We start from the raw sequence: 19,111 nt of genomic DNA, 5'->3' as shown, positions 1-19,111 counted from the left end.
GATTCTTTTTCGGCCCTGGCGGTACGTGCGTGCTGCCAGGGCTTTTTAGTGGCCGCCTTGGGTCTAGAAAGGCAGCCCGTCCCACAGCAGTTTCAGCGCCGCGATCAGCGCCATGGTATACATCAGCGGGTAGAACACTGATGGTTTCAGATATTTCACCACCCTTGCGCCAGCAAGCGTCGCCAGCATTGCCACCGGCAACAGGCTCGCCGATGTCTTGAGGTTGGTTGCATCAAGCGCTCCCAGCGCGAAATAGGGAATGAGCTTGATTGCATTCATGATCGCGAAGAAACGCACGCTCATGCCGGTATAGGTCCTGGGATCGAGCTTCAGCGGCAGAACATAGATCTGGAAGGGTGGGCCACCCGCATGGGCCACGAAACTCGCATAACCGGACAGGCTGGACCAGAGCGTTGCAGCCACCGGACGCTGCGGTCTGGCCGGAATCTCCTGCCCTTTGCGGCTTTTGAAGCTCTCCTGGAAATAACGCAGTACGAACAGGATCGTCACCGAGGCGACGACGAGGCGCATGGCGTCTGCCGAGATGAGGCTTGAGGTCGCCCAGCCGAGAGTAATGCCGGCGATCGCGCCCGGAAGCATGATGAGGAGCGTTTGCCGGTGGTTGTGGTGCCGCCAGGCCCATAGCGCCACAAGATCCATCACGATCAGGATCGGCAGGAAGATTGCCGCCGCCTGCACGGGCGGGATGGCAAGCGCCATCAGCGGCACGCCCATCAGTGCCAGCGCACCGCCCAACCCGCCCTTGGAAAGGCCGACAAGCACGACTGCGGGGATGGCGACGAGGAAAAAATGAAAATCGGTCAGCATGGATGAAGGTTGATCCTTTCGCCGGTCCGGTCTATCGGATTTATCATATCAAAACGAGTGCAGATAACGCCGAAAGTGTCTTCTGCCTGAAATGGACGAACCGATGACCAAAGTTGATAACCGTTGCCGCCTTGTTCTGATTGTCCCGCAATTGGACGACGCGCAAAAGCAGGCGACAGAATTGCAAGAAGCACTGCGAGGCGGCGATGTGGCTTCGGTCATCATTCCGCAATATGATCTGGATGACGCCACTTTCCAGAAACGCGCCGAATTGATCGTGCCGATGGTGCAGGAGGCTGGTGCCGCTGCCCTTATCGCGGGCGACAGCCGCGTTGCGAGCCGGGTGAAGGCGGATGGCCTGCATGTGGCGGGCAATGCCGAGGCGCTTGCGGAGGCCGTAGAAAATTTCGCGCCGAAGCTGATCGTTGGCGGCGGCAATGCCGATGATCGGCATAAGGCTCTGGAGATGGGTGAGTCCAATCCGGACTACGTGTTTTTTGGAAAGCTCGAAGGCGACATCAAGCCGGAAGCGCATCCCAAAAATCTGGCACTCGGCGAATGGTGGGCATCGATGATCGAGATTCCATCCATCGTCATGGGCGGCACCGATATCTCGTCTGTGGTTGCCGTGGCCGACGCCGGCGTGGAATTCGTGGCGATGCGCAGCGGCGTTTTTGACAATGCCTCGGGTGCTGCCCAGGCCGTTTCTGAAATCAACGCGTTGCTTGACGAAAAAGCGCCACGGTTTGACGGTTGATACAGGCGATGTTGATGCGCTCGGTTCACGTCTGCCTTTCTATTTCGCTGCTGGCGCTGTCTTTCGGCGCGCCGGCGGGCGTCGCTTTTGCCCAATCCGGACCGCAAAGCGAAAGCAACGCGCTTTCCCGCCAGTTGGAGGATGAGGCGCAGCCTTCCCGTCAGGGCAGGGTGCAGTCCGAAGAGCAGAAGGACTTGCAACCGTCGCAGGGCGTCAACGTCTATCAGCGAATGGGCGCGGACCTGCCGGCCTTGCCGCCTGAAAAGGAGTTCAAGGGCCGGGTGGATGAGGCCTATGGGCATTTCCAGCGCGGCGAATATGTCCAGGCGCTCGACAAGGCGCTCAACCGTGCGCAGAACGGCGATGCGGCCGCCCAGACGCTGGTGGCGGAAATGATGTCGCGTGGTCTCGGCATCGCCCGCGACGAAAAGACCGCGGCCTTCTGGTATCAGCAGGCGGCACAGGGTGGCGATCCCGTCGCGATGTTCAAATTCGCCCTCATTTTGATGGAGGGCAAGTTCGTTACCCGCGACAAGGCGAAGGCCGACGATTACATGCACCGTGCGGCGGAAGCCGGCAATGCTTCGGCTCAGTTCAACTGGGGGCAGATACTGGTTTCGGAAAATCCCGGCGTAAAGGGATTACTGATGGCCATGCCGTATTATGAAAAGTCCGCCGAGCAGGGCATTGCCGACGCGCAATATGCAGTGTCGCAGATCTACCACTCGGTCAAGGATGTGCCGGCCGAAAAGAAGGCCAAGGCGCGCGATTGGCTGACGCGGGCCGCAAAGGCCGGCTACGATACCGCGCAGGTCGATCTCGGCATCTGGCTGGTCAACGGTTTTGGCGGCGAGCGAAATCTGGATGAAGGCTTCCGCTGGCTTTACGGTGCTGCACAGCGCGGCAATGTCGTGGCGCAGAACAAGGTGGCGCATCTTTACATTCAGGCGCTCGGCACACGGCCCGATCCGGTGGAGGCGGCCAAATGGTACGTGCTTTCCCGCCGCGCCGGGCTGAAGGATCCCTCTCTCGAGGATTTTTATCTCGGGATCACCGACGAGCAGCAGAAAAAGGCTATCGAGGCGGCAAATCGTTTCCGTCCGATGTGATGCAAGGCCGGTTGTTCGGCGCCAGCGTGCATGTGCAGGCTTTTTGCCTTGAATTTCCGCGCGTTTTGTGGTCTTGAACCGCAAACTTTCAATTCAAGAAAATAATGACGTTCCTGCCCGGCTAGCTTGCGGGTGGTTCGCAAGCTTTCCAGGAAACAAATTCGATGGCACGTTCAGCCCTTCTCAATGTCATGGTTCAGGCCGCCCTCAAGGCGGGTAAGTCTTTGTCGCGTGACTTCGGTGAAGTGCAGAACCTTCAGGTTTCGGTCAAGGGACCGAGCGATTTCGTATCGCAGGCGGACCTAAAGGCTGAAAAGATCGTGCGCGACGAGCTGATGAAAGCCCGCCCCACCTACGATTTTCTGGGTGAGGAAGGCGGCGAGGAAAAGGGCAGTGATGGTGCGCATCGCTGGATCGTCGACCCGCTGGATGGCACGACCAACTTCCTGCACGGCATTCCGCATTTCGCCGTTTCCATCGCGCTCGAGCGTAACGGCGAAGTCGTAGCCGGCGTGATTTTCAATCCCGCGACCGACGAACTCTACACCGCCGAGCGTGGCGGCGGCGCGTTCCTTAACGATCGTCGTATCCGCGTTGCCGCGCGCAAGGCCTTGACGGATTGCGTCATCGGCTGCGGTGTGCCCCATCTCGGTCGCGGCAATCACGGCAAATTCCTCGTCGAACTTCGCCATGTCATGGGTGAAGCGGCCGGCATCCGCCGCATGGGTGCTGCAGCACTCGACCTTGCCTATGTTGCAGCAGGTCGCCTCGACGGTTTCTGGGAAGCAGAGCTTTCGCCGTGGGATATGGCGGCCGGTCTGGTGCTGATTCGCGAAGCTGGCGGGTTCACCTCCGACGCCAAGGGCGGCGCGGATATCTTCGGCAGCGGCAGTGTTGCTGCCGGAAACGAATATATCCACAAGGCACTTGTGGAAGTTGCCAACCGTCCGATTCCGGGTCGTTGATCGATTTCGGCAGAAAACCTGCCGTTTAATCCAGGTTTTAGGCGCCCGGCGAACTATCGCCGGGCGTTTTTGTTTTTTCGGTCTTCGGTCAAGCCGGCTTTCGTGAAATGCCTGTGACGAAAGACAGGCTTTTCGCTTCAAATCGTCGCAATTTTCAAATAGCGTCCGGTTGATACGTGACCGAAGGGAATGCGAACGTTATGGCGGATTCGGAGTTGCTCGATCTCGGCGTGGAGAAGCCGGTGACCACACGGCAATACAGCCACAAGCTGTCCAGCCCCACACCGTTTCTGTGGACGATGGTTCTGTTTCTGATCCTCGTCGGCTTTCTGGCGGCCATTCTTTACCGGCAGGCGCACACGGCCTTCATGACGAATCCGGGCTTGAACGGCTTCATTCTCGGCGTTCTCGTCATCGGCATCATTCTGGTATTCACGCAGACCATGAGCCTGCGTTCGGAAGTCCGCTGGTTTAACGCATTCCGGGCCGCCGGCAGCGCCGAGAAAGTCGGCCGCGCTCCAAAACTGCTGGCCCCCATGAGCACGTTGATCGGCAAGCGTGGCGAAGTCCGGCTTTCTGCAGTTACGCAGCGGACAATTCTCGATTCTATCGCGACACGCCTTGATGAATCGCGCGATACTTCACGTTATCTTGTCGGCCTTCTGGTGTTTCTCGGCCTGCTCGGCACCTTCTGGGGTCTGATCGGCACCATCGGCGCCATCAGCAATGTCATTCAGTCGCTCGATCCCAGCGCCGGCACCAGCAACGATATTCTAAGCTCGCTCAAGACCGGTCTCACCGCGCCGCTTTCCGGCATGGGAACGGCGTTTTCCTCGTCGCTCCTCGGCCTTTCAGGCTCGCTGATCCTCGGTTTCCTCGATCTTCAGGCCGGCCGTGCCCAGAACCGTTTTTACACCCAGCTCGAAAACTGGCTGTCGTCGGTGACGGATACGTCGGCGGATGGGCCAAGGGAATTCAACGCTGAACCCGGCGCAATGGTCAGCACTGAGCGCTCGCTCGCCGCCATGACGAGTCTTGCTGAAGGCATTCAAGGTCTGGTCAAGAACATGCGCAGCGAGCAGCAGATGTTGCGTGACTGGATCGAGGCGCAGCAGGAGGAATCGAAATCGCTTCGCCGCACGCTCGACCGGTTGTCGACACGTATCGACGGCGAGACAAAATCCTCCGGACGCACCCGGCACGATAACGGGAGCGAGTAGCCATGGCGCTTGCGCGCAACCGCCGCCGCGACAGGGGTGTGGATTATTGGCCGGGTTTCGTCGATGCGCTGTCGACGCTGCTCATGGCCATCATGTTCCTGCTGACGGTCTTCGTGCTGGCGCAATTTGTTCTGTCGCGGGAAATTAGTGGTAAGGACGAGGTGTTGACCCGCCTCAACAGCCAGATTGCCGAATTGACTGAACTTCTGGCCATGGAAAAGGGCAGCAAGCAGGATATCGAGGATGCGCTGGCGAGCCTGCAATCAACCCTTGCCGCATCTGAAAGCGAGCGCTCACGCCTGCAGTCGCTTCTCGATGCGGGATCGGGCAACAATGCAAGCGCCAATGCCCGGATTGGCAGCCTGACCGGCGAGTTGGATGACCAAAGACAGGCCAATTCCCGCGCCTCCGCACAGATCGAATTGCTCAACCAGCAGATTGCGGCGCTCAGGGCGCAGATCGCATCGGTGGAAGCCGCCCTGCAGGCGTCGGAAGCCAAGGATACCTCATCACAAGTCAAGATCGCCGATCTCGGCCGCCGTCTCAATGTTGCGCTGGCGCAGCGGGTTCAGGAACTCAACCGCTATCGTTCTGATTTTTTTGGGCGTCTGCGTGAAATCCTCTCGGATCGCGAAAACATTCGCATCGTCGGCGACCGCTTTGTCTTCCAGTCCGAGGTGCTCTTTCCATCCGGTGGCAACGACCTCAATCCGCAAGGGCAGGCGGAGATGGAGAAGCTGGCGGCCGCGCTGATCGATCTTGCCAAGGAAATCCCCACCGAGATCAACTGGGTTCTGCGCGTGGATGGCCACACGGACAATGTCCAGCTTTCCGGGTCCGGCCGCTTCCGTGACAATTGGGAACTTTCCTCGGCACGCGCAACCTCCGTGGTGAAGTTCCTGATCTCCAAGGGTGTTCCTGCCAACCGGCTGGTCGCTGCCGGTTTCGGTGAATATCAGCCGATTGCCGAAGGCGACACGCCGGAAGCACGCCAGCAGAACCGCCGTATCGAACTGAAGCTCACCGAGCGCTGACACCTTAAGCCGTATCATAGCGGTTGCCTTGAGCTGCAAGTAAATTTACGTTCGCGTAAACGTAATTCTGTCGCATCTGGGAGGAGCTGATGGAGCGATATGATGTGATCGTTGTCGGCGCGGGGCTTGCCGGTCTGGTCGCAGCGACAGAGGCTGTCGAGCGCGGTTTCAGTGTTTGCCTTGTGGATCAGGAGGGGGAGCAGAACCTTGGCGGGCAGGCCTTCTGGTCGCTGGGTGGTCTGTTTTTTGTTGATAGTCCCGAACAGCGCCGAATGCGGGTGCGCGACAATCTCGATCTTGCAAGGCAGGACTGGTTCGGCTCCGCCGGTTTTGATCGCCTGGAAGATCATTGGCCGCGCCGCTGGGCGGAGGCTTATCTCAATTTCGCCGCAGGCGAGAAACGTCAATGGCTGCATCGGCTGGGCATGCGCTGGTTTCCCGTGGTCGGCTGGGCCGAGCGTGGCGGTGCCCTTGCTCATGGCCACGGCAATTCCGTTCCACGTTTCCATGTCACCTGGGGCACTGGCCCCGGTGTGGTGGCGCCTTTCGTTGAAAAGGCAAAGACCATGACGGCAAGCGGTCGGCTCACCTTTCGGTTCCGCCACCGCGTCGATCATCTGGATATCACTGACGGCAGGGTGACGGGCATTTCCGGTGTTGTTCTTGCCAGGGATCCGGTGTTGCGCGGGCAACCAAGCAGCCGGGAAGAGCAGGGTGATTTTGTCCTTTCGGCCTCGGCGGTCATCGTCAGTTCCGGTGGCATCGGCGGCAATCAGGAACTGGTGCGGCGCAACTGGCCGCTGGAGCGGCTGGGCAAGCCCCCCGCGACCATGGTCTGTGGCGTGCCTGCGCATGTGGATGGCCGTATGATCGCCATTACGGAAGCTGCGGGCGGAACGGTCATCAATCGCGACCGTATGTGGCATTATACCGAGGGCGTGAAAAATCACGATCCGATCTGGCCGGACCATGGCATTCGTATTTTGCCCGGCCCCTCGTCTTTCTGGTGCGATGCGGATGGAAACCGGCTCGCAGCTCCCGCGATGCCGGGCTTCGATACGCTCGGCACGCTTAAGATGCTGGGCGAACGCGGCAGCGGTCACAGCTGGTTCATTCTGACCAAGGCAATCATCAAGAAGGAATTTGCGCTTTCTGGTTCGGAGCAAAATCCGGATCTGACGGGCAAGGATGTGCGGCTACTGCTCAAACGGTTGGGCAAGGAGCCACCGGGGCCGGTGCAGGCCTTTATGGAACGCGGCGAGGATTTCGCCGTCCGTGATACGCTGGAAGAACTCGTGGCGGCGATGAATACCATAAACGGGGACAATCGGCTGAATATTGACCACATCCGCTATCAAATAGAGGCCCGAGACCGGGAGATCGAAAACGGTTTCAGCAAGGATGCGCAGGTTACGGCGATCCACGGAGCGCGGCGTTATCTTGGTGATCGGTTAATGCGCACTGCAAAACCACATCGGTTGCTAGACCCGACAAAAGGGCCGCTGATTGCGGTGCGCCTGCATGTGTTGACGCGCAAGACGCTTGGCGGTTTGCATACGGACCTAGAGGCGAGGGTGCTGGACGCGGCCGGCAACCCTGTTCCGGGCCTTTATGCTGCCGGAGAGGTGGCAGGCTTCGGCGGCGGCGGCATGCACGGATATAATGCGCTGGAGGGCACATTCCTCGGCGGTTGCCTGTTTTCGGGCCGTGTCGCGGGGCGTAGCGTGCTGGCTTAAGCCCACACGGCTCACGCTTGAGCGCGCAGTTCGTCCGGCCCGGTCTGGAATTGCAGCCGGGCAAGTCTCGCATAAAGGCCGTTCTGGCGGATAAGGCTCTGGTGCGTGCCTTCCTCGATTATACGGCCCTCATCCATCACGAGAATGCGGTCGGCCTTCAACACGGTGGCGAGGCGATGGGCAATGACGATGGTGGTGCGGGTTTTCATCAGCTCATCGAGCGCCTTTTGCACCAGCGTTTCGCTTTCGGCATCCAGTGCGGAGGTCGCTTCGTCAAGAAGCAGGATAGGGGCGTTGCGCAGGATGGCGCGGGCAATGGCGATGCGCTGGCGTTGACCGCCGGAAAGCGTTACGCCGCGCTCGCCCACCTGCGTGTCATAACCATCGTTCAGCCGGGCGATGAAGCTGTCTGCCTGCGCGGCGATAGCGGCCGTGCGCACTTCTTCGCGTGTCGCAGCCGGCCGACCGAATGCAATGTTATCGTGGATGGAGGAGGCAAAGATCGCCACATCCTGTGGAACAATGGACAGTCGCGCGCGCAGATCGGCAAGGCGGACATCGCGGATATCGACGCCATCGATGGTGATGCGGCCCTCCTGCGGATCGTAGAACCGCATCAGCAGCGAAAAGACCGTGCTTTTTCCCGCCCCGGAAGGGCCAACGATGGCGACGGTTTCGCCGGCATTGACCTTGAAGGAGAGCCCGGAGATGATCGGGCCACCGGTTGCGAGTGGATAAATGAAACCGACATTCTCGAATGCCGCTTCGCCGCGCGGCGGCTGAACCATCGAAACGGGTGCTGACGGCTCGGCAACGGGCGAGCGCTCGTTCAGCAGTTCGGAAAGCCGTTCAGCCGCGCCGCCCGCCTGCGCCAGTTCACCCCAGACTTCGGAGAGCTGGCCTAGGCCGCTTGCCGCGATGACCGAATAAAGCACGAACTGGCCAAGCGTACCCGCCGTCATGCCGCCGGACAAAACGCTTTGCGCGCCATACCAGAGAATGCCGACGACGCTGCCGAAAACGAGCGCGATGGCGACGGCGGTGAGGATGGAGCGGGCGCCTATCGCTGCGCGCGCACCCTGATAGGCTGCTTCTACGGAGGCGCCGTAGCGGGCATTTGCAAGCGCCTCGGCGTTAAAGGACTGCACGGTGCGGCTCGCCCCGATCGTTTCCGAGGCATAGGCGGCGGAATTGGCCAATGTGTCCTGCGTATTGCGGGAGCGGGCACGAACCGAGCGCCCGAAAGCAATCAAAGGAAAAACGATGAACGGGATGGCCAGGAGCGCGAGGCCGGAAAGGCCGGGGCTGGTATAGATCATCATCGCCACCGCGCCGCAGCACATGATGATGTTACGCAGCGCAACGGAAGCTGAGGAACCGAACGCCGAGCGAATCTGTACGGTATCCGCGGTCAACCGCGAGGTCAGCTCTCCCGAGCGGTTGGCATCGAAAAACTGTTGGGACAGCGTGGTGAGATGAGCAAAGACATCCCGGCGCAGATCGGCAACGACCCTTTCGCCGATGGTCATGACATAATAATAGCGCATGGCGCTGGCGAGAGCGAGGAGGACAGCAATGGCCAGAAGCACGGCGAAGTAGCTGTTGATCATGCCACCGTCCGGCGTCTGGAAACCGTGATCGATGATACGGCGAACGGCAAGCGGCAAGGCAAGTGTCGTGGCGGAAGAAAGCACAAGCGCAAACAGGGCCGCCGCCATCAGGCCGCGATAACGCCTGAGATACGGAAACAGGCCAAGCAGCGGCTTCAGGTTTCTCTGTTTAGCCGCTTTCTGCTCTTCAATGTCTGCCACGTCCGCTACACTCCTCGTTCCGTGCCGTTTTTCGGCCTTTTGCGGGTGAATTTCCGGCACGCGGTAAAATTCTAGTCCCTGCGGCCATCTCCTTTCACAAGGGGATAGCAGGCTCTTGTTATCTGGGCGACCTTCATGTATAGGCTCCGCATCGAATTGGGAAGCCATAGCCCATCAGGACTATGGCTTCATTTATTGAAATGGCTCAGTTGACGCAATTGCGGCAAATGGACCGCACGTCACTTAACCAGGAAGATTGTCATGAAGGCTGATATCCATCCCGCTTATCACACGATCAAGGTCGTCATGACCGATGGCACCGAATACGAAACCCGCTCGACCTGGGGTTCGGAAGGCGCAGTCATGAACCTTGAAATCGACCCCAAGTCCCATCCGGCATGGACGGGCGGCAACCAGCAGCTTATGGACCGCGGCGGTCGCGTTTCCAAGTTCAACAAGCGTTTCGGCGGCCTCGGCCTCTAATCCACTTGTGGACGGATCATTTAAAAAAGCCCGGTTTTACCGGGCTTTTTTATTGTCTGTCGATCCGGTGAAACGAGCCCATTGTAGGCCAAAACAAAAAAGCAGGCCTATGAGCCTGCTTTTCAAATTGTCTGGATAAGGTCGTCTTTTCTCAGTTGATCGAGAAAGCCGTGCGCAGAAGGTTAAGCTGCGCCTGCACGCTGTTTTCGTTGTCAGGTACCTTGGTGGCTTCGGACGGGCGGTAGATTTCGCGGTCGAGAAGGGCAACGCGGTTCTGGAGGCGGAGCGACCGCTCGATGAGGTCACGGAACGACTCAGGCAGGTCGTTCCAGCCTGGAGCGTTGCGATCGACGTTGAAGCTGTCGAGCCGCACCTTGCTTTTTTCGCTGAGAACCTGATCGCGTGTCATCTCGCCATTGTTGACGGCGCGCTGCAGAAGCAGCCAGGACGCCATCTGCATCAGGCGGGTGGTGAGGCGCATCGATTCTGCCGCGTAAAGGACAGACGCCATGCGCGGCAGAACCTTTGAAGCGGTACGACCGGCTCCATCAAGATAGCTCGCCGTTTCCTCAACCAAGGTCATGCCTTCGGTATAGAGGGTCTTGAACTGGTTGGAAGCAGCCGCGCGACCCGCAAAGCTAATGGTATTTAAAACCTGTTCCGACATTTTCTTTAAATCCCTGCTCACGCACCACACTGTCAGGCAACGACGACCGGTAATATTTTGTTCCGGCCTTTAGTGTTTTCAGGATGGTATCTTTACCTGAAATGCGCAAGGCAATTATTAAAGAAGGGTTAATACCCACAGTTTTACGAAATCCGGTGATCGGTAAAAAAAGAGCCGCGAAAGCGGCTCTCAAGGTAAAACAGGGAGAAAAATCAGACCAATTCGCCGTATGGAGAAGATGCCTGAGGCCCAGAAGAACTGGACATGTATAGTAATCTCTCAGAAAGCTTAATTTTTGGTTAATGGTAAACGAAAGACTGCATCAGAATCGTTAATCTCGTTTGCCTTTGTGGCAGCAGCTTATCGAGTTAAGACTTGGCCGGAGGTTTTGCTGAAGGCCGCCTGTCAGGACCGGAAGAGGTTCTCCGCCGCAAGCCGGCCAGCAGACTTCCTTTTCCTCTCCTCTTCAAGTCGGGTGATTTCGGTTTGAAGAATGTCGATGCGGTTGCTCAGCTCGTCCACCGAAAGAAGGCTGAGATCGCTGCCGATCTCATGCGCTACCGGTTTTTGCGGACGGTCATCGTCCAAGAGGCTCATATGCCTGCTCCTTTTTCAACATGGTCGCCATCGTCCTCGGGATATTGCGGCGCGCGCGGGTCAAGCGCAATGCTTTCCGGTGTCACGAGCGGTGAGGGCGTTGTCGGCATCATCGTCGAGAAATTGTCCTTTTCGGCGTTCGAAAGCGTGGCGCGCTGACGGCTTCTGATGATGGCATAGGCCGTGATCAGCACATGGGCGACGGCTGTCACCAGGAACAGCGCATAGGGGCCGGAATAGGTCATGACCGCGCCGCCGAGCGTCGGGCCGATGATGGTGCCGATGCCATAAAGCAGTAGCAGTCCACCGGAAACCTTGACGAAGTCTTCCGATGCCGCAAAGTCGTTGGCATGCGCTACGGCGATGGGATAAAGCGCGTTCGCGGCGGCGCCGTAAATGGCGATCATCGGAATGAGCACATAGACATCATGCGGCTGCACGGCCGCCACGGCCAGGCCCGCAACCGCGCCAAGCCCCGCCAGTCCTGCAAGCACATAACGGCGGTCAATCCGGTCCGAAAGGCGGCCTGCAGGAAACTGGGCGAGTGCGCCGACGAAAATCGTGACGGAAACCATGATGGCGATCATGGTCGGATCAAGGCCCGCCCGCGCGCCGAAAACGGCGCCAAGCGTACCGTAAGCACCATTGGCGATGCCGATCATCAGGATACCGACGAAGGAGACCGGCGAATTCCGATAGAGGGCGGGTAAGTCCAGCTTCACCTTTTGCAAGGGCTGGGGACTGGCAGCCTTAGAAAGCGTGGCCGGCAGAATGGCGATGCAATAGATGATGCCGCAGATCATGAACAGCGAGCTATTACTGATATCGCCCATCGGCACGATCATCTGCCCAGCCACGACGCCAAGCAGCGTTATGGCGATATAGAGCGAAAAGATCATGCCGCGGCTCTCATTCGTCGCGCGCTCGTTCAGCCAGCTCTCGATGATCATGGAAGTGCCGGCGGTGCAGAAGCCTGTAAGCGCGCGGAGCGTAATCCACCAGACATCATCGATAACGAGGCCGGTCATCAGCACGGTCAGGCAGACAAGCGCCACGAAGGAAGCAAATGCCCGCACATGCCCCGCACGGCGCACGATGGCGGGCGCCACAAAACACCCAATGACGAAGCCTGCCGCCCAGGAGGTGCCGAGAAAGCCCAGAATTTCATTGGAATAACCTTCCGCCGAACCGCGCATGGGTAGCACGAGACCCTGAAGGCCGTTACCGAGAAAAAGAAACAGAGTGCTGGATAAAAGAGCGAATACGGGTAGAAGATTTCTGCTCATGAAGACACTCTCATGCGTTCGAACGTATGGTCGGCAGGCCATAAGACGGGGGTTACCCGAATGAGTTGCACTCTTCTGGTGAACGGTAAAAATGTCCAGCCTGTGACGATGCAGAAATAGAGAAAAGGCTCAATAAATGACAAAGGCGATCGGCCTTTTTTTACTGCTGGCGATGATTGTGCAGATCATCCGCCCCTTGGGCCTGCCCGGCCTCAAGAAAAGAGGCGATTGCTGGAAGATAGCGGTTGCCGCCTTCGTCATCTGGTCGGCGACGCTGCTTTTGCGCCCATAAAGAAAAAGCCGCCCAAGGGGCGGCTTCAATTTTCTATAAATGCCTGGGGCTATGCCTCAGGCAGCCTTTTCGAGTTCCTGCTTCCAGTTGCCCTTGGCAGCCAGGGTGTTCATCATCGCGCGGTGAGTGAAAGCACGCTGGCCGGCGGCGACATTTTCCTGCTTGCCGCCCCACGCCTTGAGTGCGGTGTCCTGAAGGGCGCGGCCGTACGAATAGGTCAGCGACCAGGGCAGGTCGTAACCGGCATTCATGGCGGAGAGATGCGCCGTCGCCTCTTCGGAGGACTGGCCGCCGGAAAGGAAAGCGATGCCGGGAACGGCAGAAGGCACGGTCGCCTTCAGAACCTTCACGGTCTTTTCCGCCACTTCATCAACGGAAGCCTTGCGGGCATTCTTGCCGTCGATGATCATGTTCGGCTTGAGGATCATGCCTTCAAGGTTGACGCGGGCGTCGAACAGATCCGCGAACACGGTCTGGAGAACCCATTGCGTGACTTCCGCACAGCGATCGATATCGTGCGTACCGGGTTCGCCGTCCATTAGCACTTCCGGTTCCACGATCGGCACGATGTCTGCCTGCTGGCAGAGGGCAGCGTAACGGGCGAGCGACTGGGAGTTTGCCTTGATCGAACCCCAGCTCGGACGCTGATCACCGATGGTGATGACGCCGCGCCACTTGGCGAAACGCGCGCCGGCTTCATGGTACTTGCGCAGGCGCTCATACAGGCCGTCAAGGCCTTCGGTGATGAATTCACCCGGGTGGAAAGCCATCGGCTTGGCGCCGATATCCACCTTGATGCCCGGCAGGCTGCCGGCGGCCTTGATGATGTCCACGAATGGCGTACCGTCGGCGGCCTTCTGGAACAAGGTTTCTTCGTAAAGGATGACGCCGGAGATGCACTTCTTCATGGCGTCGTCGGAGCGGAACAGCATTTCGCGATAATCGCGGCGGGCGGTCTCGGTTGATTCCAGGTTGATGCTGTCGAAACGCTTCTTGATCGTTCCTGTGGATTCGTCGGCGGCGAGCAGGCCCTTGCCGTCTGCAACCATTTTGATTGCGATGTCTTCGAGACGTTCGGTCATTTGCTATTCTCCCAAGGCACAATAAATTCCCGATAACAGAAGTTCCAGGGCAGGGAAATGGCATGCTAACTCATTGAAACGATTGAAATCATTTCAATCGTTTGAAACTTTCCTCCCATGCGCACTTACCAAAAAACGAGGCCGGCCAAGCATCGCTTGTCCGGCCTCGTGTCAGGCAAGTGTGGGAAGTCTACTTGGCGGCGGTCAGGATGGCAACGCCCGGCAATTCCTTGCCTTCCATCCATTCGAGGAAGGCGCCGCCTGCCGTCGAGATATAGGTGAAATCGTCCGAGACTCCGGCATGGTTGAGTGCCGCGACCGTATCGCCGCCACCGGCGACGGAGACGAGCTTGCCGGCCTTCGTGCATTCGGCGGCATGTTTTGCGGCAGCAACGGTTGCCGCATCGAAGGGCTCGATTTCGAAGGCGCCAAGCGGGCCGTTCCAGACCAGCGTTTCCGCGCGCGAAATCCAGGCTTTGATGCTTTCGACCGATTTTGGGCCGACATCGAGAACCATGGCGTCAGCGGGAATGGCGTTGATATCGACGATTTCATTTGCCGCACCGGCCTTGAATTCGCGGGCAACCACGCCGTCTTCCGGCAGTACGATCGCACAGCCGGATGTCGCCGCCTCGATCATGATCTGTTTTGCGGTTTCGGCAAGGTCGTGCTCGCAGAGGGACTTACCGACTTGTGCGCCACGCGCGGCAAGGAAGGTATTGGCCATGCCGCCGCCGATGACGAGGGCATCGACCTTCTTGACGAGATTCATCAGGAGATCGATCTTGCTGGAAACCTTGGCGCCGCCGACAATGGCGACGACCGGGCGAACAGGCTGGCCAAGGCCTTTTTCCAGCGCCTCCAGCTCGGCCTGCATGGTGCGACCGGCATAGGCGGGCAGATGACGCGCCAAGCCCTCGGTGGAGGCGTGCGCACGGTGCGCGGCAGAGAAGGCGTCGTTCACATAGATATCGCCATTGGCTGCCAGAGCCTCGACGAAGGCGGTGTCATTCTTCTCTTCGCCCTTGTGAAAGCGGGTGTTTTCCAGAAGCAGGATATCGCCATCATTCATTTTCGCGACTGCGTCGGCTGCCGGCGCACCGATGCAATCGGATGCAAAGAAAACGGCGTGATCCAGCACTTCCTCGACCGCAGGCACGATCTGGGAGAGCGACATGTCGGCGACCGGTTCACCCTTGGGGCGACCGAAATGGGCGAGCAGAATGACTTTTGCGCCTTTTTCGGAAAGCTCCAGAATGGTCGGTGCAACCCGCTCGATACGGGTGCTGTCCGTCACTTTGCCATCCGCAACCGGCACGTTGAGATCAACACGGACAAGGACGCGCTTTCCGGCAATATCGTTAAGGTCATCGATGGTCTTGAAGGCGGGCATAGGTCGATCCTGATTTCGTTGCGAGTTCGGGACGGACCATACTATGCCTGATTGCCGACGCAAGCCGGTCAGGCCTCATTTTCTCTTGCCTCGTCTGAAGGCGCGGAAATGCCCTTGCCGGCAGCGGTGGAGCCCGACTGGCGCCGCTGCGCCAGATAAGCGCGCACGCGGCGGAGAATTTCCGAAAAGCTGATAAAGATCGGCAGGCCGATAGCCGGTTCGACCGGCTCAAGCGAAATTCCGATCCCGGTAATCGCCTCATGTTCGTCCAGCGCCCGAACGATGAGAACAATAGAACCGAGGCGCACCCGGTCGGCATAATCTGCCTTGCCGGAAAGGCGCGCCTCGATCAGTTCCGCGATGCTCATGGCATGCTCGTTTGCCGAAATAAGGCCGGGGCCGTAGGCGGCGTCAAGCTCCGTGGCCGGACGCGCGGGAGAGATTGCAAAGATCCCGAAGAAATCGGCGTCGTCATCCGCAACCGGCAGGGCGCTTGCAAACAGCCGGTCGATCAGCCGCGTATAACCGGGCGCGATGAAAAGATAGACGAGATCATTTTCGCGCAGGCGCCCGGCATATTGGTAGCGAATGGATTTGCCGTCGCGCACGACGAGCGAGGGCATTGCCCAGCGGGGAATACGCTCGCCCTGCATGATGGCGCTGCCTTTGGCCACGCGGTATGAAATCAGTTCGTGATTGGCAGTGCCGGGAAGGTCCACTTCCAGTTTGTCGACATCACCCATGCGCGGCGGCACGATCAGTCCGAGCCGTGTTGCCACCGGCTTGATGGTCCAGCCTTGCAGCAGAAGCGACACGAGCACGATGATGAAGGCGGCATTGAAATAGATTTGCGCATCGTCCAGGCCGCCAAGAATGGGCATGATGGCAAGCAGGATGGAAACCGCTCCACGAAGGCCCACCCATGCCACGAAGGAGGTTTCCTGCTGGGTATAGTTGAAGGGCATGAGGCTGAGCCACACCGCAAGCGGGCGGGCGACAAAGATCAGGAAAAGCGCAAGCAGCACGGCCGGAATAGCAATCGCTGGAAATTGCGATGGCGTTGCCAGAAGGCCGAGCATCAGGAACATGATGATCTGGGCAAGCCAGGTCAGCCCTTCATGGAAACGGCGGATGGTCTCCTTGGCAAAAATCCGGCGGTTGCCGGCAACGATGCCCGCCACATAGACCGCAAGAAATCCACTGCCGCCAACAGCGCCGGTGAAGGAGAAGACCAGCAGGGCAAGAGCCAGCACGAAGATCGGCGCCAGCCCGCGGTCGGCAGCGAAACGGTTGACGACTGTTGCGATCATGACGCCGCCGAGCAGGCCGAAAATAACACCGAGACCCATTTCCTCGACGAACAGCAGCAGGAAGCCGGTGTCGATGCCGGCCAGTCCCTGTCCCTTGGCGATGATCTCGACCAGCGCGACGGTGAGGAAAATCGCCATGGGATCATTGGTGCCGGATTCGACCTCAAGCGTTGAGCGGACCTGATCGCGGATATGAATGCCGCCGATGCGCAAGAGAAAGAATACGGCTGCCGCATCCGTAGAGGCGACGATGGCGCCGAGCAGCAGGCCTTCCAGCCACGACAGTCCGAGCAACAGGGCGGCAGCGCCTGCGAAAAACACGGATGTGAGGATGACGCCGACGGTGGCGAGGGCGACGGCGGGGGCTGCCGAAAGCCGGAAGGATTGTATCGACGTACCGAAACCGGAATCGAAAAGGATTACGGCGAGAACGAGCGAGCCGAGCATATAGGCGAGCGGATTGTTGGTGAACTGGATACCGAGGCCATCCACGCCTGCCGCAAGGCCAATCATCAGGAAGAGCAGCAGGAGCGGTGCGCCGAACCGGAAGGCGATGAGGCTTGAGAACGCTGCGACGAGAACCAGAACAGTTGCCACCAGCAACAGAAGATAAAATGATTCCACGTCCACCGCCTCTTTCAAACCGCGCTGGCCGTCGCAATCAATGCCCTGCACGTTTGCAGTCAATGCGCCACGGGTTGCGGTCTGTCAGCGCTGTTGTGGGTGGCGATGAAAGGCGACGCAAGGCGGGGTGTATCGAATGATACGGCAGGGCCGAAGTGCATTGCGCACGACCGTTGTCCCTGTTCTTCTTGTCCGTTTCAAAGTGGACCAGACGAAGGCAGGAAATGGGATTTTTTTCGGCGCCCGGGCGAAACGTTCATGGCGTGTAGCGCTGTGGATGTTTCGCGCAAACAATTCGCGTGCCGGCGATTCGACGTAACATAGAGACAATGCAGCTACGTTAGTTGTCGCGTCCGAGTTGCTTTCACCATGACCGGAGCGATCGGATGAAACGGAAATCCATTACTATATTTATTGCCTTGCTGGCGGTCGGCCCAATTGTTTCGGGCTGTTCCAGCACGGAACAGACGGCTGAAAACATGGCCGCCCAACGCGAGCGTTGCCGGGTGTTTGGTTACCCTGAAGGTTCGCGTGATTTCGCTGACTGCATGATGAAGCTTTCCATGCAGCAAAGCGATTTGAGGCAACAGACTTTCGATACGATCTGGAGCGGTAGCAGTTCGGATCAGATTATCATCAACAACAAGAAATAACGGGTTGTGCAGTTCATCAGACTTGGTCGGCCTGGTCTCATGCGCCTCTTGCCGGGCGATGGTCTTCGATCCGAAGCGCCCCGCCTTGCTTCAGGATCGATGCCGGCGGGTCCCTCGTCCCGCCGGCAATTTTTTGGCAAAGAAAAACCGGCAGGATTGCGCCTGCCGGTTTTTCTTAATTCGCGAACCGTGGTGCCTGTTCAGATGGTCTTCGCAAATGCGACGGCCGTATCCGACATGCGGTTGGAGAAGCCCCACTCGTTGTCGTACCAGGAAAGAACGCGCACGAACTTGCCTTCCATGACCTTGGTCTGATCGATCGCGAAGATCGAGGAGTGGCTGTCGTGGTTGAAGTCGCGGGAGACCAAAGGCTCTTCGGTGTAGCCGAGAATGCCCTTCAGCTTGCCGTTGGAAGCGGACTTGATTGCTTCGTTGACTTCCTCAACCGTCGTGTCGCGCTTGGCGATGAACTTGAAATCGACGACCGAAACGTTCGGGGTCGGAACGCGGATCGACGTGCCGTCCAGCTTGCCCTTGAGGTGCGGCAGAACGAGGCCAACGGCCTTGGCTGCACCCGTCGAGGTCGGGATCATGGAAAGGGCTGCGGCGCGGGCGCGGTACAGATCCTTGTGCATGGTGTCCAGCGTCGGCTGGTCGCCCGTGTAGGAGTGGATCGTCGTCATGAAGCCGTGATCGATGCCAACGACGTCATCGAGAACCTTCACAACTGGCACGAGGCAGTTAGTGGTGCAGGACGCGTTGGAAATGACTAGATGGTCTTTCGTCAGCTGATCGTCGTTGACGCCGAAGACGACCGTGAGGTCAGCGCCGTCAGCAGGAGCGGAAACGATGACGCGCTTCGCGCCAGCCGTCAGGTGGGCAGCGGCCTTGTCGCGGGCGGTGAAGATGCCGGTGCACTCGAGCGCGATGTCGACACCCAGTTCCTTGTGCGGCAGCGTTGCCGGATCGCGAACGGCCGTAACCTTGATCGGCTTGCCGCCGCCAACGATGATCGTGTCGCCTTCGACCTTCACATCTGCCGGGAACTTGCCGTGGATCGAATCGTAGCGCAGCAGGTGGGCGTTGGTTTCAACCGGGCCGAGGTCGTTGATGGCAACGACTTCGATATCGGTGCGGCCGGATTCGACGATGGCACGCAGAACATTGCGGCCGATGCGGCCAAAGCCGTTAATGGCAACTTTTACAGTCATTTATAGTCTCCCGAACAAGATATGTGCTTGGTCTTTGCGGAATGTGAGGGCTT

The 19,111-nt window shown here is 58.8% G+C and carries 18 protein-coding genes; 9 read left to right on the top strand and 9 right to left on the bottom strand.

What is annotated here, in order from left to right; all coding sequences use genetic code 11:
* Nucleotides 1–63: 63 nt before the first annotated feature.
* Nucleotides 64–828, bottom strand: a complete 765-nt coding sequence (locus tag T18_RS11460; protein ID WP_038494239.1) for a sulfite exporter TauE/SafE family protein — start codon at nucleotides 826–828, stop codon at nucleotides 64–66.
* A gap of 103 nt (nucleotides 829–931) precedes the next feature.
* Between T18_RS11460 and T18_RS11455 the strand changes: the two genes are divergently transcribed.
* The 6 genes from T18_RS11455 to T18_RS11430 all read left to right on the top strand — a co-directional run bounded on the left by T18_RS11455 (nucleotide 932) and on the right by T18_RS11430 (nucleotide 7,649).
* Nucleotides 932–1,585, top strand: coding sequence for a thiamine phosphate synthase (locus T18_RS11455; RefSeq protein WP_038494236.1), 654 nt, complete (start codon nucleotides 932–934; stop codon nucleotides 1,583–1,585).
* An 8-nt stretch (nucleotides 1,586–1,593) separates the two neighbouring features.
* Nucleotides 1,594–2,694: a tetratricopeptide repeat protein gene (locus tag T18_RS11450; RefSeq protein WP_013761840.1), complete on the top strand. Its 1,101-nt coding sequence runs from the start codon at nucleotides 1,594–1,596 to the stop codon at nucleotides 2,692–2,694.
* 164 nt (nucleotides 2,695–2,858) lie between these two features.
* Nucleotides 2,859–3,659 (top strand): inositol monophosphatase family protein, encoded by an 801-nt coding sequence (locus tag T18_RS11445; protein WP_003511424.1) that lies wholly within the window; start codon nucleotides 2,859–2,861, stop codon nucleotides 3,657–3,659.
* Nucleotides 3,660–3,859: 200 nt separating this feature from the next.
* Complete coding sequence (locus T18_RS11440; protein ID WP_013761839.1) at nucleotides 3,860–4,879, top strand: hypothetical protein; 1,020 nt, start codon at nucleotides 3,860–3,862, stop codon at nucleotides 4,877–4,879.
* 2 nt (nucleotides 4,880–4,881) lie between these two features.
* The gene (locus T18_RS11435) at nucleotides 4,882–5,913 is read left to right on the top strand and encodes a peptidoglycan -binding protein (protein ID WP_003511422.1); all 1,032 of its coding nucleotides are present in this window, start codon (nucleotides 4,882–4,884) and stop codon (nucleotides 5,911–5,913) included.
* Nucleotides 5,914–6,002: 89 nt separating this feature from the next.
* Entirely contained in the window at nucleotides 6,003–7,649 is a 1,647-nt protein-coding gene (locus tag T18_RS11430) for an FAD-binding dehydrogenase (protein WP_003511421.1), read from the top strand.
* Nucleotides 7,650–7,660: 11 nt separating this feature from the next.
* Here the strand turns inward: T18_RS11430 and T18_RS11425 are convergent, their stop codons facing one another.
* On the bottom strand, nucleotides 7,661–9,460 hold the full coding sequence (locus T18_RS11425) for an ABC transporter transmembrane domain-containing protein (protein ID WP_003511420.1): 1,800 nt from the start codon (nucleotides 9,458–9,460) through the stop codon (nucleotides 7,661–7,663).
* Between the two features lie 261 nt (nucleotides 9,461–9,721).
* Between T18_RS11425 and rpmE the strand changes: the two genes are divergently transcribed.
* Nucleotides 9,722–9,943, top strand: coding sequence for a 50S ribosomal protein L31 (gene rpmE / locus T18_RS11420; protein ID WP_003506183.1), 222 nt, complete (start codon nucleotides 9,722–9,724; stop codon nucleotides 9,941–9,943).
* Between the two features lie 151 nt (nucleotides 9,944–10,094).
* Here rpmE and T18_RS11415 read toward each other — a convergent pair whose 3' ends face one another.
* The 3 genes from T18_RS11415 to T18_RS11405 all read right to left on the bottom strand — a co-directional run bounded on the left by T18_RS11415 (nucleotide 10,095) and on the right by T18_RS11405 (nucleotide 12,493).
* The gene (locus T18_RS11415) at nucleotides 10,095–10,610 is read right to left on the bottom strand and encodes a DUF1465 family protein (RefSeq protein WP_003511419.1); all 516 of its coding nucleotides are present in this window, start codon (nucleotides 10,608–10,610) and stop codon (nucleotides 10,095–10,097) included.
* 405 nt (nucleotides 10,611–11,015) lie between these two features.
* On the bottom strand, nucleotides 11,016–11,207 hold the full coding sequence (locus T18_RS11410; RefSeq protein WP_003511418.1) for a DUF1192 domain-containing protein: 192 nt from the start codon (nucleotides 11,205–11,207) through the stop codon (nucleotides 11,016–11,018).
* On the bottom strand, nucleotides 11,204–12,493 hold the full coding sequence (locus tag T18_RS11405; RefSeq protein WP_003511417.1) for an MFS transporter: 1,290 nt from the start codon (nucleotides 12,491–12,493) through the stop codon (nucleotides 11,204–11,206). Before T18_RS11405 ends, T18_RS11410 begins: the two co-directional genes overlap by 4 nt.
* Nucleotides 12,494–12,629: 136 nt before the next feature.
* Here T18_RS11405 and T18_RS27155 point away from each other — a divergent pair, with 136 nt between their 5' ends.
* Nucleotides 12,630–12,785, top strand: a complete 156-nt coding sequence (locus tag T18_RS27155; RefSeq protein WP_013761835.1) for a hypothetical protein — start codon at nucleotides 12,630–12,632, stop codon at nucleotides 12,783–12,785.
* 56 nt (nucleotides 12,786–12,841) lie between these two features.
* Here T18_RS27155 and T18_RS11400 read toward each other — a convergent pair whose 3' ends face one another.
* The 3 genes from T18_RS11400 to T18_RS11390 all read right to left on the bottom strand — a co-directional run bounded on the left by T18_RS11400 (nucleotide 12,842) and on the right by T18_RS11390 (nucleotide 17,194).
* Nucleotides 12,842–13,867, bottom strand: a complete 1,026-nt coding sequence (locus T18_RS11400; protein ID WP_003511414.1) for a class I fructose-bisphosphate aldolase — start codon at nucleotides 13,865–13,867, stop codon at nucleotides 12,842–12,844.
* A gap of 190 nt (nucleotides 13,868–14,057) precedes the next feature.
* A complete protein-coding gene (locus T18_RS11395) occupies nucleotides 14,058–15,260 on the bottom strand; it encodes a phosphoglycerate kinase (RefSeq protein WP_003511413.1) in 1,203 nt (400 codons plus the stop codon).
* A 68-nt stretch (nucleotides 15,261–15,328) separates the two neighbouring features.
* A complete protein-coding gene (locus tag T18_RS11390; protein ID WP_035251577.1) occupies nucleotides 15,329–17,194 on the bottom strand; it encodes a potassium/proton antiporter in 1,866 nt (621 codons plus the stop codon).
* 386 nt (nucleotides 17,195–17,580) lie between these two features.
* Between T18_RS11390 and T18_RS11380 the strand changes: the two genes are divergently transcribed.
* A complete protein-coding gene (locus tag T18_RS11380) occupies nucleotides 17,581–17,847 on the top strand; it encodes a hypothetical protein (RefSeq protein ID WP_003511410.1) in 267 nt (88 codons plus the stop codon).
* A 200-nt stretch (nucleotides 17,848–18,047) separates the two neighbouring features.
* Here T18_RS11380 and gap read toward each other — a convergent pair whose 3' ends face one another.
* Nucleotides 18,048–19,058 carry a type I glyceraldehyde-3-phosphate dehydrogenase gene (gene gap, locus T18_RS11375; protein ID WP_003511409.1) on the bottom strand — a complete coding sequence of 337 codons (1,011 nt, stop codon included), beginning with the start codon at nucleotides 19,056–19,058 and terminating at the stop codon, nucleotides 18,048–18,050.
* Nucleotides 19,059–19,111: the final 53 nt, after the last annotated feature.

This window comes from Rhizobium sp. TBD182 (assembly GCF_001950375.1).
Classification (GTDB): Bacteria; Pseudomonadota; Alphaproteobacteria; order Rhizobiales; family Rhizobiaceae; genus Agrobacterium; species Agrobacterium tumefaciens.
Note: the sequence above shows the minus strand (reverse complement) of the source record. Positions and strands in the feature narration are given on the sequence as shown.

Bases quoted from the DNA above. Each gene is read 5' to 3' on its own strand.
- T18_RS11445 (WP_003511424.1), top strand. From the start codon at position 2,859: ATGGCACGTTCAGCCCTTCTCAATGTCATGGTTCAGGCCGCCCTCAAG.
- T18_RS27155 (WP_013761835.1), top strand. From the start codon at position 12,630: ATGACAAAGGCGATCGGCCTTTTTTTACTGCTGGCGATGATTGTGCAG.
- T18_RS11405 (WP_003511417.1), bottom strand. From the start codon at position 12,493: ATGAGCAGAAATCTTCTACCCGTATTCGCTCTTTTATCCAGCACTCTG.
- gap (WP_003511409.1), bottom strand. From the start codon at position 19,058: ATGACTGTAAAAGTTGCCATTAACGGCTTTGGCCGCATCGGCCGCAAT.
- T18_RS11415 (WP_003511419.1), bottom strand. From the start codon at position 10,610: ATGTCGGAACAGGTTTTAAATACCATTAGCTTTGCGGGTCGCGCGGCT.
- T18_RS11450 (WP_013761840.1), top strand. From the start codon at position 1,594: ATGTTGATGCGCTCGGTTCACGTCTGCCTTTCTATTTCGCTGCTGGCG.
- T18_RS11460 (WP_038494239.1), bottom strand. From the start codon at position 828: ATGCTGACCGATTTTCATTTTTTCCTCGTCGCCATCCCCGCAGTCGTG.
- rpmE (WP_003506183.1), top strand. From the start codon at position 9,722: ATGAAGGCTGATATCCATCCCGCTTATCACACGATCAAGGTCGTCATG.
- T18_RS11455 (WP_038494236.1), top strand. From the start codon at position 932: ATGACCAAAGTTGATAACCGTTGCCGCCTTGTTCTGATTGTCCCGCAA.
- T18_RS11400 (WP_003511414.1), bottom strand. From the start codon at position 13,867: ATGACCGAACGTCTCGAAGACATCGCAATCAAAATGGTTGCAGACGGC.
- T18_RS11380 (WP_003511410.1), top strand. From the start codon at position 17,581: ATGAAACGGAAATCCATTACTATATTTATTGCCTTGCTGGCGGTCGGC.
- T18_RS11435 (WP_003511422.1), top strand. From the start codon at position 4,882: ATGGCGCTTGCGCGCAACCGCCGCCGCGACAGGGGTGTGGATTATTGG.
- T18_RS11410 (WP_003511418.1), bottom strand. From the start codon at position 11,207: ATGAGCCTCTTGGACGATGACCGTCCGCAAAAACCGGTAGCGCATGAG.
- T18_RS11430 (WP_003511421.1), top strand. From the start codon at position 6,003: ATGGAGCGATATGATGTGATCGTTGTCGGCGCGGGGCTTGCCGGTCTG.
- T18_RS11440 (WP_013761839.1), top strand. From the start codon at position 3,860: ATGGCGGATTCGGAGTTGCTCGATCTCGGCGTGGAGAAGCCGGTGACC.
- T18_RS11395 (WP_003511413.1), bottom strand. From the start codon at position 15,260: ATGCCCGCCTTCAAGACCATCGATGACCTTAACGATATTGCCGGAAAG.